Origin of the sequence: Streptomyces arenae, from assembly GCF_022343545.1 — a bacterium.
In the GTDB taxonomy this organism is placed as follows: Bacteria; Actinomycetota; Actinomycetes; order Streptomycetales; family Streptomycetaceae; genus Streptomyces; species Streptomyces humi.
The window spans coordinates 39,371-56,976 of sequence record NZ_JAKQYH010000073.1 but is presented as its reverse complement, the minus strand read 5'-3'; the positions used below and the strand labels follow the sequence as shown (position 1 = coordinate 56,976).

Sequence of the window (17,606 nt, the reverse complement as noted above, 5' to 3'; positions counted from 1 at the left end):
CTCTCCACTTATTTTAGAGGGGCACCATGCACTACATCAAGCTCGGCACCACGGGCCTTGACGTGTCACCGATCGCCGTCGGCGCGATGACCTACGGCGAGCCCGACCGCGGGCACCCCGTCTGGTCGAAGGGCGAGGAGGAGGCCCGGCCGCTCATCCGGCACGCACTGGAGGCGGGGATCAACTTCTTCGACACCGCGAACATGTACTCGAACGGCTCCAGCGAGGAGATCCTCGGCCGGGCACTCAAGGACTTCGCCGACCGCGACGAGGTGGTGATCGCCACGAAGCTGCGCCACCCGATGCGGCCGGGAGCCAACGGACGGGGACTGTCACGGAAGGCGGTGATGACCGAGGTCGAGCACTCGCTGCGCCGGCTCGGCACCGACTACATCGACCTCTACCAGATCCACCGCAACGACCGGGCCACCCCGTGGGAGGAGACCCTCGAGGCACTCAGCGACCTCGTGAAGGCGGGCAAGGTCCGCTACCTCGGCGCCTCGTCCATGCACGCGTGGGAGTTCGCGAAGGCCCTGCACCTGCAGAAGCAGCACGGCTGGGCGCGGTTCGTGTCCATGCAGGACCACTACAACCTCCTCGCCCGCGAGGAGGAGCGCGAGATGATCCCGCTCTGCCTCGACGAGGGCGTCGGCACGATCATCTGGTCCCCGCTGGCCCGCGGCCGTCTCGCCCGCGCCTGGGACGACGCCCGCTCGACGGCGCGCTCCGAGACGGACGGCGCGTACGCGGACATGCTCTACACGCCCGGCGAGGAGGCGTCCAACCGCGCGATCATCGACGCGGTCGGGCAGGTGGCGGACGCCCACGGCGTCAGCCGCGCAGGGATCGCGCTCGCCTGGCTGCGCCGCCGGCCGGTCGTCACCGCACCGCTGGTCGGCGCCGGCACGACCGGGCAGATCGACGAGGCCGTGGCCTCCCTCGACGTCGAACTCACCGACGACGAGGTGCGCGCCCTGGAGGCCCCGTACACCCCGCGGTACGACTGGCAGGGCGTCTCGGACGAAGCCGAGCTGGAGGCCATCCGCAAGCGCATCCCCGGCATGGCACTCGCATGAGGGCGCCGACGACACCGGTACTGGTCACCGGAGGCACCGGATTCATCGGGAGCTGGTGCGTCCTGGCACTGCTCGACGCCGGGTACAGCGTCCGCACCACGGTCCGCGACCTGCGGCGGGAGCCCACCCTGCGGTCCTGGCTGCACGCGGCCACGCCGTTCGACGACGACCGCCTCACGGTCGTACGGGCCGACCTGGAACACCCGGACGGCTGGGACACCGCCGTGGCCGGCTGCGAGTACGTCCTGCACGTCGCCTCGCCGACCCTGCGCGGTACGCCGGCGGACGACGACGCGCTGGTGGTCCCGGCACGGGAGGGCGTCCTGCGGGTGCTGCGCGCCGGCCGCGACGCCGGTGTCCGCCGGACCGTCCTGACGAGCGCCTTCGGTGCCGTCGGGATCGGGCATCCGCCGCGCTCGGCCCCCTTCACCGAGGAGGACTGGACGGACGTCGACAGCGACATCCCGCCCTACCAGCGGTCCAAGACCCTCGCCGAGCGCGCCGCCTGGCGGTTCGTCGAGGACGAGGGCGGCGGTATGGAACTGGCAGCGGTCCATCCCGTGGGGGTCCTCGGGCCACTGCTCGGCCCGGACGACCCGCCGTCCCTGCGGCTCGTGCGCAGGATGCTCGAAGGACGGGTTCCCGCCTGCCCTCCCTTCGGGATGGGCTTCGTCGACGTGCGCGACGTCGCCGATCTGCACCTGCGGGCGATGACCGACCCGGCGGCCGCCGGCCAGCGCTTCCTCGCCACCGCCGGGCCCAGCCTGCGCGTCGTCGAGATCGCGCGCATCCTGCGGGACCGCCTGGGGGAGCGCGCCGCGCACGCTCCCACCCGTGAGATGCCCGTGTGGCTCGCCCGCGCACTGGGCACCGTGAACCCGGAACTGCGCCTGCTCAGGCACCAGCTCGGCCGGGACCTCGACGCCACGAGCGCCAAGGCGGAACGGCTCCTCGGCTGGCGGGCGCGCCCGATCGGGGACACCGTCGCGGAGACCGCCGAGAGCCTCCTCGCCCACGGCCTCGGGAGATGACCGGACCGAGAGGGGTGATCAGGCGCCGGTGCCGGCGCTGAACACGCTCAGGCGCACCGCGGAGGAGTTGCCGGAGACGGGGACCGGGCCGCCCTTCCAGGTGACCTTCAGCGAGTTCTTCTCGTCGGGCGGAGTGATCAGCAGCGAAGCCGGGGTCGCCGTCTTGGCACCGCTGATGTCCGGGCTGGAGAAGGTCAGCCCGGCCCAGGCGCTCTGCCCGGACTTGAGGGTGACCGTCTGGGCGGCGGTGCCGGTCTCCCGTTGCGGGTCCGGGCCGAGCTGGGTGCCGGAGGCGGTCACGAAGGCGGCGCCCGGGTAGCCGCGCACGGTGCAGGTGCGGGACGAGGTGTTGGTGAGCACGATCGGGAAGTTCTCCTGGCCGGCCCCCGGGTCGTTGCGGCCCACCGAGGCGTTCAGATCGGAGGTGTGACAGCGGGTGCCGCTCGCGGTGGTGGTGCCACCGCCGCCCGTCGAGCCGCCCCCGTTCGTGGAGTCGCCGGTCGCCGAGCCGGTCGCCGAACCGGCCGTCCGCGACGACGGGGAACCGGCGCCCGCCGTGCCGGAAGCCGTGCCGGAGCCGTCCGAACTCGGCGAGTTGCCGGTCGCGGGCGCGGCCGTGCCCGACACCGACTCCGGGGTCTTGCCCTGGCCGCCGTTGCCGCAGGCGGTCAGGAGGCCCAGAGCGGCGACCGTGCTCACGAGCAGGGCCGCCCCGCGCCGCGAGGACTGGGACGTGTGCGCCATCTTTCTCAACACTCCTGGAGGTCATGGCATGCGTGGGAGGCGTGCCCGAGGCGCGACGTGCGCCGTCACCACCATCCGATGCGACGAGCGGCGGAAAAGTTCGGGGCACGCTGATATTTCATCGGGTCAGGTGACCCGGAGCGACCGGAGTATGCCGTCCGTGGTATCGCCGTCCACGGCGCCCTTCTGCCGAACCTGCACGTACACCTGGGGCTGGGCGTCCCCGCCGGCCGGGACGAGGGCCGCCTCCTGGATCGAGCCGCCCGCGCCGGAACAGCCGCTCCAGGTCCGTACCCGGCCCTTCCAGGCGGTACCGGTGAAGGCGCGGCTGCCGTCGTACCGGCAGCCGGAGTGGGACAGCGCGTTCACCTTGGCCGTGACGTCGCCGTGCTCGCTCAGGCCGATGAAGACGCCGTTCACGGCGGTCGTCAGGTCCTGCCACCGCGACACGTCGTCGGCGACCTCCAGGCCCGGCTCGTGACCCGACGCCAGCCCGAGGGCCTGCGGGTTCCAGCCGGAGTTCCGCAGCTCGCCCGCCCACCCGGACGGCACCTCGGCCACCACCCGCCCGGTCGAGTCGGCGACCCGCGTCCCGCCGTCCGTCGTCCCGCCCTGGTGCAGCAGGGTGACGCCGACCGCGGTGCCGCCGGCCGCGAGGACCGCGGCGAGGGTGAGCGTGATCGCGTTGAGCCGCCGCCGGACGCCGTCCAGCCGCTTCGGCCGACGGGCCGCGGAGCGGGCCACCAGCCGGTCCAGCTCGTCCGCGAAGGCGTGCGCGGTGGGCCAGCGCCGCTGCCGGTCCGGCTCCATGGCCCGCATCAGGGCCCGCTGCACGTCCTCCGCGAGGTCCGGCCGCAGCCGCTCCGGGAGCACCACCTGCCCCGGCGCCCCCGGCACCGTCGCGGTCACCAACTCGTAGCCCACCGCGCCCAGGGCGTAGATGTCGGCGCGGGCGTCGATGCCCTCGCCGGGCTGGGCCTGCTCCGGTGGCTGGTAGCCCGCCGAACCGGCGGCGAGGGTGAGCCCGGACGCCTGCGCCAGGCTCTTCGCCAGCCCCAGGTCGGCCAGCAGCACCCGCCGGGTGCCGTCCGGCGCGGTGCGCAGCAGCACGTTGGTCGGCTTGATGTCCCGGTGCACGATCCCCGCCTCGTGCAGGTCCGCCGCGCCGCGCGCCGCCAGAGCGGTCAGCCGCAACGCGTCCGGCACCGGCAACGGGCCGCCGGCGAGCAGGTCGGCGAGGGTGCCCGCGTCGGCGTACTCCATCACGAAGTACGGCCGTCCGTCCGGGAGTTCGCCGATGTCGTAGACCTGCACCACCCGCTTCGAGTCGGCCCGGCGCAGCAGTCGCGCCTCGGACAGGAAACGGTCGTGGATGTCGAGCCGGTGGGACCAGTTGTCGGCGAGGACCTTCACGGCGACCGGGGCGTCCAGCTGGTCGTCGTGGGCGAGCCAGACCGTCCCGAAGGCACCGGTGCCCAGGCGCCGTTCGAGGCGATAGCGGCCGATCCGCTCCAGGGGTTGCATACGACTATCATGCCTGGCCTGAGATCGACTTCGAGGGGGACCTCCCGTGCCGGACGCCGCGCTGACCGAAGACCTCGCCCGGCGGGCCGCCGCGGGCGACCAGCGGGCCCTGAACCAGTTGCTGACCGAGGTCTGGCCCGACGTCGTACGGCGCTGCGGGCGGTTCCTGCCGTGCCGTGAGGACGCCGAGGAAGCCGCCCAGGACGTGCTGCTCCAGATCTCCCGGAAGATCTCCACGTTCGAGGGCCGCAGCCGCTTCAGCACCTGGCTCTACACGGTCGTCGCGAACTGCTCCCGGCAGAAGTACCGGGACCTGAAGCGGCGGGCGGCGGAGCAGCCGGCGGCCATCGAACCCGCCCAGTACATCGACCCGCGCACCACCAGCGTGATCGCGGGATCCCGGATCGACCTGCTGGAGGCACTGGACCGGCTGGAGCGGGAGCACCCGCAGCTCGTCGCCCCGCTCGTCTACCGGGACATCTGCCAGCTGGACTACGCGGAGGTCGCGGAGCGGGTGGGGATCCCGCTGGGGACGCTGAAGTCGCGGCTGCACGAGGCGCGCAAGCAGGTCCGGCCGTGGCTCAGCGCGCCCTGACAGCACTGAGGGCCGCGACTGCGCGGCCCCTGTCCCTTCTCAACGTATAGCGCATGGGGGGGCTTGCCGCAAGGCCCCCCTCGTCCCGCAAAATCGCAGGCCGAAGCCAGGAACCGCGGTCATTGGGGGATGTGTCGAGTGCGTGTTTTGCTGATGGGATACGGGTCGCGCGGAGACGTCGAGCCGTTGGCGGGCCTCGGGGCGGCGCTGCGCTCGCTCGGGGCCGAGGTGCGGGTCTGCGCGCCGCCGGACGCGGAGTTCGCCCAGCTGCTGGCCCGTGCGGGTGTGCCGCACGTGCCGTTCGGGCCGTCCGTGCGGGCGCTGGTGACCAGGCCGAACCCGTCGCCCCAGGACGCCTTCAAGCTCGCTCCCGAACTGGTCGCCGCACACTTCGACACCGTGGCCCCGGCGGCCGAGGGGTGCGACGCGCTGGTGGCGACGGGACTGATGCCGGCCGGTGCGCGGTCGGTCGCCGAGAAGCTGGGCATCCGCTACGTGCTGGCCTGCTACCACACGGCCGGGCTGCCGTCATCACGGTTCCCCCCGGCGGGCCGGCCGGGCCGTCCGGCCCCCGCCGACGCCGACCTGGCGGAGCAGTGGAAGGTGGACGCCGAGCGGGTGAACGCCCTGTACGGGCAGGCGCTCAACACGCACCGGGCCGCGCTCGGCCTGCCCCCGGTGGACAACGTCCGCGACCACGTCCTCACGGACCGGCCGTGGCTGGCGGCCGACCCGTTCCTGGCCCCTTGGCAGGACATGACGGATCTCGACCTCGTGCAGACCGGGGCGTGGGTCCTGCCGGACGACCGCCCGCTCCCGGCCGAGCTGGCGGCCTTCCTGGAAGCCGGCCCACCGCCGGTGTACGTCGGCTTCGGCAGCATGGCCATGCGCGGCGCGCCGGACGCCGCCCGGGTGGCCGTCGAGGCGGTGCGCGCCCAGGGCCACCGGGTGGTCGTCGGGCACGGCTGGGCGGAACTGAACCCGGGCGGCGCATCGGACGACTGCTTCGTGACCGGTGAGGTCAACCACCAGGCGCTGTTCCGCCGGGTGGCGGCCGTCGTGCACCACGGCGGTGCCGGCACGACGACGACCGCGGCCCTCGCGGGGGCGCCGCAGGTGGTCGTCCCCCAGATCGTCGACCAGCCGCACTGGGCCTCCCGGGTGGCCGCACTGGGCATCGGGGCGGCCCACGAGGGCCCGACCCCCACCGTCGACACCCTCTCGGCCGCGCTCGCCACGGCCCTCACCCCCGAGACCCGCGCCCGCGCCACCGCCGTGGCTCCCTCGATCCGCGCCGACGGCGCAGCGGTGGCGGCCCAGATGCTCCTCGACGGCAGCTGACCCACCCGGCGAGACGGCCGCACCACGCGCCGGCCGCGAGGCTCCCGCAACGCTTCGCTCCCACCGGGCCGCCGGGTCCGGATCGCGTCGCGGTCATGGCGGGGCTGTTGTCGAAGCGGTCGCGTCTCCGGCCGGGACGCTCCCTTATCGCGTTGCCGCCTTGCCGCCTTGCCGTCCACCCGGGTCAGCCCGCTCGGCCCCGCTTTCCTCGTCGGCACGCTCTGACTTCGTCCCGCACGTCCACCCCCCACTCCCGCGCCCCCACCCCCACGGCCTCGTTCGTCGTGTCCGGCCGGGCGCCCCGCCGTCCGTGTCCTCGGGCCGGCGCGGCCCTCTCTTGGAGCTGATGCAGTGAACCCCCTGACCACCCGTGCCTTCGAGCTGCCCGAACGGCTCTCCGCCAAGGCCGATCCGGTGCTGATCGCCGGTGACGAGCGGCACTTCGCCGCCGTCGCCGACTGTCTCGCGCAGTCGATCGCCGAACTCTCCGAACGGCTCGACGCCGAGCTCAGGGCGCCCGGCGGCACCGGCCGCGCCGCAATGGACCGGGACGCCGAGATCCACCGGCTGACCGGACGGCTGCGCACCCTGCGCCGGTTCGGCCTGGACCTGTGCCTCGGGCACATCGTCCCCGCCGACGACCCCGAGCCCGTGTACATCGGCCGGCTCGGCCTCACCGACGGCGAGGGCCGCAGGCTGCTGCTCGACTGGCGTTCCCCGGCCGCCGAGCCGTTCTTCGCGGCGACCCACGCCGACCCGATGGGGCTGCGCAGCCGCCGCAGGTACCGCTGGACGGACGGCCGGGTCAGCGACTACTGGGACGAGGTGTTCACCGCCGACGGACTCGACGGGCACGCGGCGCTCGACGACCAGTCGGCCTTCGTGGCGAGCCTCGGCGCCGACCGGTCCGCACGCATGCGTGACGTGCTCGCCACCATCCAGGCCGACCAGGACGCCGTCATCCGCGCCGGGTCCCGGGGCGCCCTCGTCGTCGACGGCGGTCCGGGCACCGGCAAGACGGTCGTCGCCCTGCACCGCACCGCCCACCTCCTGTACGCCGACCCCCGCCTCGGCCACCGGCGCGGCGGGGTGCTGTTCGTCGGCCCGCACCGGCCCTACCTGAACTACGTCTCCGACGTGCTGCCCAGCCTCGGCGAGGAGGGCGTGCAGACCTGCGTCCTGGCCGACCTCGTCGACGAGGGGGCCGACGCGGCCCCCGAGGCCGACCCCGAGGTGGCGCGGCTGAAGTCGTCCACGGAGATGGTGCTGGCGATCGAGACGGCGGTCCGCTTCTACGAGGAGCCGCCCGCCGAGGGGACGACGGTCGGCACCGACTGGGGCGATCTGCGGCTGACCGCCGACGACTGGGCCGACGCGTTCCGCGCTCCGGCGCCGGGCACCCCGCACAACGAGGCCCGCGACCAGATCTGGGAGGAACTGGCCACCATCCTGCTGGACAAGTGCGCCGGTGCGGACGTCACGCCCGAGCAGTTCCTGGCGTCCGTCCGGCGGGACCGGGACCTGGCCGACACCCTCCACCGGGCCTGGCCGCTGCTGGAGCCGGCCGACCTGGTCGGGGACCTCTGGACGGTGCCCGCCTACCTGCGGATGTGCGCCCCCTGGCTCGGCCGGGACGACGTGCGGAAGCTGCAGCGCGCCGACGCACAGGCCTGGACCGTCTCCGACATGCCGCTCCTGGACGCGGCCCGGCAGCGGCTCGGCGACCCGGAGGCGGCCCGGCGCGGACAGCGTCAGCAGGCCGTCCTCGCCGCGCAGCGCGAGCGGATGGCGCAGGTCGTGGACAACCTGATCGGGGCGGTCGCCGACTCGGGCGCCGACGGTGACGACGGCGAGGGTCTGGTCAGGATGCTGCGCGGCGCGGACGCCCGGGTCAGCCTGGTCGACGAGTCGGAACTGCCCACGGTCACCCCGGACCTGCTCGCCGGGCCGTTCTCGCACATCGTCGTGGACGAGGCCCAGGAACTCACCGACGCGGAGTGGCAGATGCTGTTGCAGCGCTGTCCGTCCCGGAGCTTCACGATCGTCGGCGACCGCGCCCAGGCCCGGCACGGATTCACCGAGTCGTGGCGGGAACGCCTGGAACGGGTCGGGTTCGACCGGATCACCATGGCCTCGCTGAGCATCAACTACCGCACGCCCGAGGAGATCATGACGGAGGCCGAGCCGGTCATCCGGGCGGTGCTGCCCGACGCCAACGTGCCGACCTCGATCCGCCGCGGCGGCCTGCCCGTGGTCCACGGCTCCGCGTCCGAGCTGGACGCGGTCCTCGACCGCTGGCTCACCGATCACGCCGGCGGCACCGCCTGCGTGATCGGCGCCCCCGGCTTCACCGCCACCGACCGGGTCGGATCGCTGCCCCCGGTGCTCTCGAAGGGTCTGGAGTTCGACCTGGTGGTCCTGGTCGACCCGGAGGAGTTCGGCGAGGGCGTCGAGGGCGCCGTCGACCACTACGTGGCGATGACCCGCGCGACCCGGCAACTGGTGATCCTCACGAGCGGGGCCCCGGCGGGCCCGGCGGCGTCCGCCCCGGTCCAGTAGCGCGCCGAAGGGGCTCGGGGAACGGCGCGACCTGCCGGGACGGCGCCGCGGCGGGCCGACGGCGGGGCGCCGCACCGCCGGCGGGGTCGCCTTACCGCCGACGGCCGCACCGCCGGCGGTGACGCTCAGCCGTCCTGGTCGAGCAGTGACAGTTCGGCCCAGATCGTCTTGCCCTCGGGGGTGTGTCTGCTGCCCCAGCGCTGGGTGAGCTGGGCGACCAGCAGCAGGCCCCGGCCGCCCTCGTCCCAGGTCTTGGCCCGGCGCAGGTGCGGGGCCGTGTGGTTGGTGTCGGAGACCTCGCAGATCAGCGTGGTCGTGTCGTGGATCAGCCGCAGCCGGATCGGGTGGGCGCCGTACCGGATGGCGTTGGTGACCAGTTCGCTGACCACCAGCTCCGCGGTGAAGACGGCCGCGCTCAGGTCCCATCCCTCCAGCTGCTCCACGACCTGCTTGCGGATCTGCCCGACCAGGGCGGGATCGGCGGGGACGTCCCAGGTCGCCACCCGGGACGCCGGCAGGCTCTGGGTGCGGGCCAGCAGCAGGGCCACGTCGTCGGCGGCGCCGCCCGACGGCAGCAGGGCGTGCAGGATCCGGTCGCAGGTCTCGTCCAGGGAGTCGCTGTAGGCCGCCAGCGCGTCGTGCAGGAGCCGGCGACCGGTGTCCGGGTCCAGGTGCCGGGAGGTGATCAGCCCGTCCGTGAACATCGCCAGCACGGTGCCCTCGGGCAGCTCGATCTCGGTCGACTCGAAGGGCAGCCCGCCCAGGCCCAGCGGCGGACCCGCGGGCAGGTCCACCTCGTGGAGCCGGCCGCCCGGGCGCAGTACGACGGGGAGCGGGTGGCCCGCCCGGGCCAGCGTGCAGCGCCGGGACACCGGGTCGTAGACGGCGTACAGGCAGGTCGCGCCGACCTCCCCGGGGCTGCCCTCGCCACCCTGTTCCTCGGAGAGCCGGAGCACCAGGTCGTCGAGGTGGGTGAGCAGCTCGTCCGGGGCCAGGTCGATGTCGGCCAGGGTGCGTACGGCGGTCCGCAGCCGGCCCATGGTCGCCGAGGCCTGCACCCCGTGGCCGACCACGTCCCCGACCACCATGGCGACCCGCAGCCCGGACAACGGGATCACGTCGAACCAGTCGCCGCCCACTCCGGCCCGGGCCGCCGGCAGATAACGCGACGCGGCCCGCAGGGCGGCGGTGTGCGGCAGCGTCCGGGGCAGCAGACTGCGCTGCAGGGCCAGCGCGGTCTCGCGCTCGCGGGAGAAACGGCGGGCGTTGTCGATGCAGACGGCGGCCCGCGCCGTGATCTCCTCCGCCAGCAGCACGTCGTCCGCGGTGAACGGGTCGGGCCGCCGGTGCCGGGTGAGCACCGCGACCCCCAGGGTCACCCCGCGCGCCTGGATCGGCACCGCCATCGAGGCGTGCACGCCGAACTCGCGGACCCGCTCGGCGCGCGCCCGGTGCCAGGTGAGCCACTTCGCCATGTCGCCGGACGGCACGGACGCCACGATCGTGCGCCCCGCGATGAGCGAGTCGGCCTGCGGGGAGAAGGCCGGGTAGGACTCGGTGTGTCCGGGCTTGAGCACCGCCTCTGGGACGCCGGGCAGCACCGACTGGTGCGCGGTGCGGCGCAGCGTGAGCGGTGCCCACAGCCGCACCGGCAGGTCGCCGCCGTACTCCTGCGGGTCCAGCAGGTCGACGGTGACGAAGTCGGCGAGCGCGGGCACGCACACGTCGGCGAGCTCCTGCGCCGTCCGGGCGACGTCCAGGGTGCTGCCGATCCGTACGCTCGCCTCGTTGACCAGCTGGAGCCGCTCCCTGGCCAGGTAGTTCTCGGTGAAGTCGTGCGCGGCCAGACACACCCCGCGCACCCGCCCCGCCGCGTCGGTGATCGGCGCCATCCGGGCCAGCCAGGCGTGTGCCACGTCCTCGCCGCCGGTGCGCATGTACGTCTGGACGTCCAGCGGGCGGCCCGAGGTCAGCACCCGGAGCATGCTCAGCTCCAGTTCCTCGCTCTGCGGCCGGCCGCCGATCTCCTCGATCCGCAGGCCCCGGATGTGAGCCTCGGGCAGCCCGATGACCTCGGCCATCGCCTCGTTCACCCGGCGCAGCCGCAGTTGCTCGTCGTAGACGGCGACGGCGCACGGCGACTGCATCAGCACCGCCGTGCCCAGCGGGTCGTCCGGGCCGCTGGGACCGCCGCCGTCCAGCGGGGAGACCACCAGCCACTGGCCGGGGCGCTCGTCGCTCGCGGTCCGGTGGTGGGCGAGCAGCCAGACCGGCAGCGTACGGCCGTCCCGGTGGCGCAGTCCCAGGACGCCGTCCCAGCGGGCGCCGGAGGGCACGGTCACGGTGGCGTCGCCGGCGAGCAGGCGCGCCGCGGGCCGGCCCACGACCTCGTCGGCCGGGTGGCCGAGGAGCCGCCGCGCGCCCTCGTTCCACTCGACCAGCGTGCCGTTCTCGTCGATGACAGCCCGGGCCGTCGCCGCATCGTCGAACGGATAGACCCGGCTCATCTCGCCACTCCCAAGGCACACTCACAGTCAACAGGTGCACCACTCGTGTTCAGGGTAGTGCGTCTGACCCGCCCGCGACCGACAAGCGGCGGCGGCCGTCCGGCCGGTTCGGCCCCCCGTCCGGGGTGCCGAACGGGAACCGGCCGACGGGACGAAAGGCGGAGCGGACCGCCTCCCGACCCTTGACGGCCACAAGTGCCACACCGTCAGAATCTGTTTGGTCACGATCAGTTGTGAGTAGTTCTGGGCCCTGATGAGGGAGAGCCGTACCATGACGGTCACGCGCAGATCGGTTCTGGCAGCCGCCACGGCAGCCCCGACGGCAGGCGCCCTGCTGGGCGCGCCGGGCGCCTGGGCGGTCCCGGGGCCGGAGACGTCCACGCAGGCCACCGGCCGGCACACGGTCGCCTTGCGGGACGGCTGGCGGTTCGCGCTGGTCGATCCGGGTGGCATCACCGACCCGACCGGCGCCTACGCGGGCGCGGCGGACCCCGGGTACGACGACTCGGCCTGGCGGCAGGTCGCCGTACCGCACGACTGGAGCATCGAGCAGACCCCCACCACCGACCACGGCACCACCAGCGGCACCGGCTTCTTCCCGGGCGGCCTCGGCTGGTACCGGCTCGCCTTCACGCTGCCGCCCGGCTGTGCCGGAAAGCGCGTCTCGGTGGAGTTCGACGGCGTCTACATGGACTCGTACGTGTACTGCAACGGCACCCAGGTGGGCCGTCACCCGTACGGTTACACCGGCTTCGCCCTCGACCTCACCGGTCTGCTGCACACCGACGGCAGCACCGTGAACGTCCTCGCGGTCAAGGTGCAGAACCAGTTGCCCAGCAGCCGCTGGTACTCGGGCAGCGGCATCTACCGCGAGGCCCGGCTGGTGGTGACCGAGCCGGTGCATGTCGCGCGCTGGGGGACGTACGTCACCACGCCGGACATCACCGCCGAGCGGGCCGTGGTGCGGGTGCGGACGGCCGTCGTCGACGCGTCCGGCCGGGGCGCGGACGTGGAGGTGCGTTCCCGGATCGCCGACGCGGACGGCCGTACCGTGGCCCGGACCGCCACCACGGTCACCGTCGGCGGCTCGGGCGAGAGTGCCGAGACGCACGAACTGACCGTCGGGAAACCGAGGTTGTGGGGGATCGAGAGCCCGCACCGCTACACCCTGCACACCGAACTCCGCGTCGCCGGCACCACCGTCGACACCTACCGGACCGTCTTCGGTGTCCGTCAGTACCGCTTCGACCCCGACGAGGGCTTCTCCCTCAACGGTGCCCACACCAAGATCAAGGGTGTCGACCTCCACCACGACCAGGGCGCGCTCGGCGCGGCGGTCAGCGCCGACGCGGTGCGCAGACAGATGACCCTCATGAAGTCGATGGGCGTCAACGCGTTCCGCACCTCGCACAACCCGCCTTCGCCGCAGATGATCGAGGTCTGCGAGGAACTGGGCATCGTGATGATGGTGGAGGCCTTCGACTGCTGGCGGACCGGCAAGACCAGGTACGACTACGGCCGGTTCTTCGACGAGTGGTGTGAGGCCGACGCGACCGAGATGGTGCTCGCCGCCCGCAACTCGCCCGCCGTGGTGCTGTGGTCCATCGGCAACGAGATCCCCGACTCCACCTCCACGGCGGGCCTCGCCATGGCCGACCGGATCATCGCCGCCATCAGGGCCGCCGACGACACCCGCCCGCTGGTCATCGGCTCCGACAAGTACCGCAGCGTGCCGAAGGCGGGCTCGGCCGCCGACCTGATGCTCGCCAGACTCGACGGACTCGGCCTCAACTACAACACCGCCAGGTCCGTGGACGCGTTGCACGCGGCCTACCCGCACCTGTTCCTCTTCGAGTCCGAGTCCTCCTCGGAGACCTCGACCCGCGGCGCGTACCAGGAACCGGAGCACCTCAACACGGGGGAGAACCACACCCCCGGCCGCCGCGCGACCTCGTCCTACGACAACAACCTCGCCTCCTGGACGATGAGCGGCGAGTACGGCCACAAGAAGGACCGGGACCGCAGGTGGTTCGCGGGCCAGTTCCTGTGGTCGGGCATCGACTACATCGGCGAGCCGACGCCGTACGACGTGTTCCCGGTGAAGTCGTCCTTCTTCGGCGCCGTCGACACCGCGGGCTTCCCGAAGGACATGTACCACCTCTTCCGCAGCCAGTGGACGAGCGAGCCGATGGTGCACCTGGTGCCGATGACCTGGAACCACGGCGCCGGGGACACGGTCGAGGTGTGGGCGTACGCCAACGTGCCCTCCGTCGAGCTGTTCCTGAACGGCAAGTCCCTGGGCGTGCGGGAGTTCGACACCAAGACGACCACCGACGGCCGCACCTACCTGGAGACCACCGAGGCCACCGGTGACGACAAGACCTTCACCACCGGCCCCTATCCGGGCAGTTACACCAGCCCGAACGGCAGCGCCGGCAAGCTGCACCTGACCTGGCGGGTGCCGTACCGGCCCGGCGAACTGAAGGCGGTGGCCCGGCGCGACGGCAGGGTGGTCGCCACCGACGTGCTGCGCACCGCCGGCGACCCGGCCGCCGTACGCCTCACCGCCGACCGCCGGTCCCTTCCCGGCGACGGCCGTTCGCTCGCCTTCGTGACCGCCGAGATCGTCGACGCGCACGGCGTGCCGGTGCCCGACGCCGAGCACCTCATCTCCTTCGACGTGACCGGCGGCTCGATCGCCGGCCTCGACAACGGCCGTGAGGAGAGCGCCGAGCGCTACCAGGCGAGCACCCGGACCGCCTTCCACGGCAAGGCGCTCGCCGTGGTCCGCTCCGGCACCGGGCGGGGTGTCCTCAGGGTCCGCGCGCGGGTGGACGGCCTGCGCGGCGACACCGTCACCCTGTGCACCGACCCGGCCCGTGCGGCGGCCCGCACCCCCGCGCCGGACTTCGGCCCCGACTACCCGGCGCCGCCGAACCACCCCCTCGCGGATGCCAGTTACTCCGGTCGCGCGGACACCCTGCCGGCCGCCATGCTCGACGGCGACCCGACGACCGGCTGGTCCAACGCGTTCACCAAGTCGGCCACCGCCCTGCTGCCCGCGTTCAGCGGCGCCCGGACCGGGGACTGGGTGTCGGTCGACTTCGGCCGCACCCGCACCTTCGACCGGGTGGAGGTCTCCTTCACCGTGGACGCCACCCATGCGCTGCCCGCGGCGGTCGAGGTGGCGGTCTGGGACGGACGGACCTACCGGCCCGTGGACGGCACGGCGGTGGAGTGGGCCACGGCCTCGGACACCCCGACCGTCGTCACGTTCACCGCGGCGCGCGGTTCCCGGCTCCGGCTGACCCTCACCAGCGCCCACCCGGGACAGCCCTCGGGCGCGGTACGGATCAGCAGGCTCGACCTCTGACGGGTACCGCGAGGATCCGCCCTTCACCTGCTGGTATTTACGGGTAAGTACCCTCGCGGTAGCGTAACGAACATGCCAGCTCTGAATGTGGAGTTCAGTGACCGCGAACTCGAGGACCTCCGGCAGACCGCCAAGGAGCGGGGTACGTCCATGAAGGCCCTCGTCCGTGACGCGGCCGCCGCCGACATCGCCCGGCACCGGGCTCTGCGGCAGGGGGAGCAGGAGTTCCGCCGCTTCTTCGCGGCCCACGCCGCCGAGTTCGCGGCAGCCTTCCCGGACGACGAGCCGCCGGCGAACGGCGAGATCGCCTGAACCCATGCCGCCGGTCCTCCACATCGACGTGCCCTGGCTGCTCCAGCGCCATGAGGAAGTGCTGCCGGAGCAGCCCGCCGTCACCGACTTCTCCGCGCTGGTCGCCGCCGTCGCCCGGCACCGGGTCGATCCGCCCCGGCTCGGTGTGGACTCCGACCCGGCCTGGCGGGCGGCGGCCCTGCTGCACACGCTCGCCCTGCTCAAGCCGCTGCCCGCGGCCAACGCCCGGTTCGCCTGCGCGACCGCGGTGGCCTACATGTCCGCCGGCGGCGCCGGCATCGACCCGCCCCAGGGCGCCCTCGTCGACCTGGCCCGCGACCTGATCAGCGGCAAGGCCGACGTCTACGCCGCGGCGGACCGGCTCCGTTCCTGGCAGCTCTGACCCCGTCCGGACAAACGGGGGGCGCGCCGCCACCCCTCCTCGGGGCCGCCGGCCGAGGGCGGGAGGAACGGGGCCGGCGGCCTGTTTCGCGCAGGAGAGCCGCCGTTCTGCGCGGGGCCGTACGAGGAGGGCCGGTCATCAGTGGACCACTCGTGCGCGCGGGCCGGGAGTGTGCGCGCGGGGCCGGTGCGGGCGCACGGTTCACACGGGGTGCGCGGAATGTGAATACGGCCATGCAGGGGCAATAGCCACCGCCGCCTTTCTGACTTTCTGTCAATGCTGTCGATGTTGTACGGGCGCCTTGTTGCTTGTGTGAGACTTGTGCGAGGGTTAAACATCCACGCCGGGATAATGGCCGGGACCAATTCGGCAGTTGGGGAACACGGCCGACAGGGGGCCGGTCAATTCCCGCCCTCCGTCCGCCCGCCGGAGAGGTCCGCACCACCCGCACCAAAGGAAACCGCTCAGTGCCCACCCCCCTCCCGCCTCGCCCTCCCTATCCGCCGCCGGGCGGTGGTGCAGGAGAGTCCGACGAGTCCCTCGCCGCCCCGCTGCGAGCCGGCTCCGACATCGAGGCCTCCCGGTCCGCCGCGCTGCTCATGGCCCGGCACTGGCGGCCCGTGCAGGAGTACGCGGTCATCTGCCTGGCCGTCTCCGGGCCGGTCGCGCACATGGTCGCGGCCGCCGCCTTCCACCAGGTGCTCGACCGGGTGGCCCTCGGCGAGACGGCGGACGCCATCCGGCCCCGGCTGCTGGTCGCGGTCCGTGACACCGTCGCCAACTGGTCCGACGAGGACCGAATAGCGGAGGTTCTCCCCGACCTCGGGAAACCGGCCGGCGGCCGCGGTATGCGTGCCGCGAAGCCCATGGCGCCGGAAAACCGCGCCCTCGCCGAGCGTTCATTCCTGGGCCTTCCGGCGCTCGCCCAGAGCCTGCTCTGGCACAGCGAGGTCGAGGCCGAGCCGATAACCGTACCCGCCGGTCTGTTGGGCATGGACACGACAACCGCGTCCGCCGCTCTGGAGGACGCCCGGGAGAAATTCCGGGAGGGCTGTGTCCGCGCCCACCGGGACCTCGCGCCGTCCCAGGAGTGCCGCTACTACAACCGGCTGCTCGACGTTCCGATCCGGCGCGGCGGCGGCCTGCTGCCGGACGTCCAGGAGCATCTCGCCCAGTGCCCGTACTGCCGGGCCGCCGCGGAGCAACTCGGCCATGTCGAGGGCGGTTTGGGAGTGCTGCTCGTCGAGGCGGTACTCGGCTGGGGCGCCCGCCGCTACCTCGACTCACGCCCGGGACGCAAGGGCGGCGAGGCGGAGTCGCCGACCCGCGCCGCCCGGCGTGCCGGAGGCGGCGGCGGTCGCCGCCGCGCCGCGGCCCGGACCCGGATCCTGGCCCGTATCCCGGTACGCCGCCCGCCCGGCTCCTGGTCGTCCAAGACGCTGCTGACCAGTGTCGGCGTGGCCGGCGCCGGACTGCTCGCCTCGGTCCTCGCCGTCAGCGCCCTGTCGGGCGGCGGCGACGGCAGCGACGCCGTCGCGACCGCCGGCCTGGTCCCTGGCGGCACCGACCCCGAGACGACTCCCGACGCCACGCCCACCTCCGGCACGGCCGGGCTGCCGGCCGCCGACCAGGCGACCCGGCTGCGCAACGCGGCCGCCCAGCTCTGCCTCGACATCAACGGCGCGCCGAAGGCCGGGGCCGGCGTCGTGCTCGCGGTGTGCTCCACGGCCAACACCCAGCAGTGGACGTTCGAGAGCGACGGCGAGCTGCGCAGCGTGGCCGGCGACGGCCTGTGCCTGGACTCGCACGCGGACGCCGGGGTGGTCATCCTCGGCACCTGCGCCGAGGAGCACACCGGGCGCGCCAAGGACGTCCGCTACGACCTCACCGTCCAGGGCGAGTTGCTGCCCCACTGGGACGAGTCCCTGGCCCTCGCCACGGGCGGTGTGAACCCCGGCGACGACATCGTGGTCAAGGTCCGCGACCACACCAGCGGCCAGCACTGGCTGACCGACGCCCCGGTCCCGTCACAGAGCCCCGGCTCCCTCTCCGTCGCCGGAACCGGCGGCCACTCGGCCCACCCCGCGGAGCTGACCGGGAACTAGCCGACGACGTCCGGGATGGGCGGTTCGGGGTCGAGGACATCCAGACCCGCCCCGGCC

At 73.5% G+C, this 17,606-nt stretch carries 12 protein-coding genes; 9 read left to right on the top strand and 3 right to left on the bottom strand.

Features of this window, described 5'->3' with window-relative positions; translation table 11 throughout:
• The first annotated feature begins 26 nt into the window (after window positions 1-26).
• Together MB828_RS35820 and MB828_RS35815 are read left to right on the top strand one after the other, a co-directional pair.
• Complete coding sequence (locus MB828_RS35820) at window positions 27-1,076, top strand: aldo/keto reductase (RefSeq protein ID WP_301651820.1); 1,050 nt, start codon at window positions 27-29, stop codon at window positions 1,074-1,076.
• The gene (locus MB828_RS35815; RefSeq protein WP_301651819.1) at window positions 1,073-2,107 is read left to right on the top strand and encodes an SDR family oxidoreductase; all 1,035 of its coding nucleotides are present in this window, start codon (window positions 1,073-1,075) and stop codon (window positions 2,105-2,107) included. Before MB828_RS35820 ends, MB828_RS35815 begins: the two co-directional genes overlap by 4 nt.
• An 18-nt stretch (window positions 2,108-2,125) precedes the next feature.
• Here MB828_RS35815 and MB828_RS35810 read toward each other — a convergent pair whose 3' ends face one another.
• Window positions 2,126-2,851, bottom strand: coding sequence for a DUF4232 domain-containing protein (locus MB828_RS35810; protein ID WP_301651818.1), 726 nt, complete (start codon window positions 2,849-2,851; stop codon window positions 2,126-2,128).
• Window positions 2,852-2,977: 126 nt separating this feature from the next.
• Window positions 2,978-4,375, bottom strand: a complete 1,398-nt coding sequence (locus tag MB828_RS35805; RefSeq protein WP_301651817.1) for a serine/threonine-protein kinase — start codon at window positions 4,373-4,375, stop codon at window positions 2,978-2,980.
• A 46-nt stretch (window positions 4,376-4,421) separates the two neighbouring features.
• Between MB828_RS35805 and MB828_RS35800 the strand changes: the two genes are divergently transcribed.
• From MB828_RS35800 to helR, 3 genes are all read left to right on the top strand, one after another.
• Window positions 4,422-4,970, top strand: coding sequence for an RNA polymerase sigma factor (locus MB828_RS35800; protein ID WP_301651816.1), 549 nt, complete (start codon window positions 4,422-4,424; stop codon window positions 4,968-4,970).
• A 138-nt stretch (window positions 4,971-5,108) separates the two neighbouring features.
• The gene (locus tag MB828_RS35795) at window positions 5,109-6,311 is read left to right on the top strand and encodes a glycosyltransferase (protein WP_301651815.1); all 1,203 of its coding nucleotides are present in this window, start codon (window positions 5,109-5,111) and stop codon (window positions 6,309-6,311) included.
• Window positions 6,312-6,662: 351 nt separating this feature from the next.
• Window positions 6,663-8,870 carry an RNA polymerase recycling motor ATPase HelR gene (helR, locus tag MB828_RS35790; RefSeq protein WP_301651814.1) on the top strand — a complete coding sequence of 736 codons (2,208 nt, stop codon included), beginning with the start codon at window positions 6,663-6,665 and terminating at the stop codon, window positions 8,868-8,870.
• A 125-nt stretch (window positions 8,871-8,995) separates the two neighbouring features.
• On the opposite strand, the gene MB828_RS35785 is transcribed toward helR, so the two are convergent.
• Entirely contained in the window at window positions 8,996-11,377 is a 2,382-nt protein-coding gene (locus MB828_RS35785) for a SpoIIE family protein phosphatase (protein WP_301651813.1), read from the bottom strand.
• 271 nt (window positions 11,378-11,648) lie between these two features.
• Between MB828_RS35785 and MB828_RS35780 the strand changes: the two genes are divergently transcribed.
• The 4 genes from MB828_RS35780 (at window position 11,649) to MB828_RS35765 (ending at window position 17,549) form a co-directional block, all read left to right on the top strand.
• Window positions 11,649-14,750: a glycoside hydrolase family 2 TIM barrel-domain containing protein gene (locus tag MB828_RS35780; protein ID WP_301651812.1), complete on the top strand. Its 3,102-nt coding sequence runs from the start codon at window positions 11,649-11,651 to the stop codon at window positions 14,748-14,750.
• Between the two features lie 72 nt (window positions 14,751-14,822).
• The gene (locus MB828_RS35775) at window positions 14,823-15,062 is read left to right on the top strand and encodes a hypothetical protein (RefSeq protein WP_301651811.1); all 240 of its coding nucleotides are present in this window, start codon (window positions 14,823-14,825) and stop codon (window positions 15,060-15,062) included.
• A 4-nt stretch (window positions 15,063-15,066) separates the two neighbouring features.
• Window positions 15,067-15,444 carry a toxin Doc gene (locus MB828_RS35770; protein ID WP_301651810.1) on the top strand — a complete coding sequence of 126 codons (378 nt, stop codon included), beginning with the start codon at window positions 15,067-15,069 and terminating at the stop codon, window positions 15,442-15,444.
• Window positions 15,445-15,911: 467 nt separating this feature from the next.
• A complete protein-coding gene (locus MB828_RS35765) occupies window positions 15,912-17,549 on the top strand; it encodes an RICIN domain-containing protein (RefSeq protein ID WP_301651809.1) in 1,638 nt (545 codons plus the stop codon).
• Window positions 17,550-17,606: the final 57 nt, after the last annotated feature.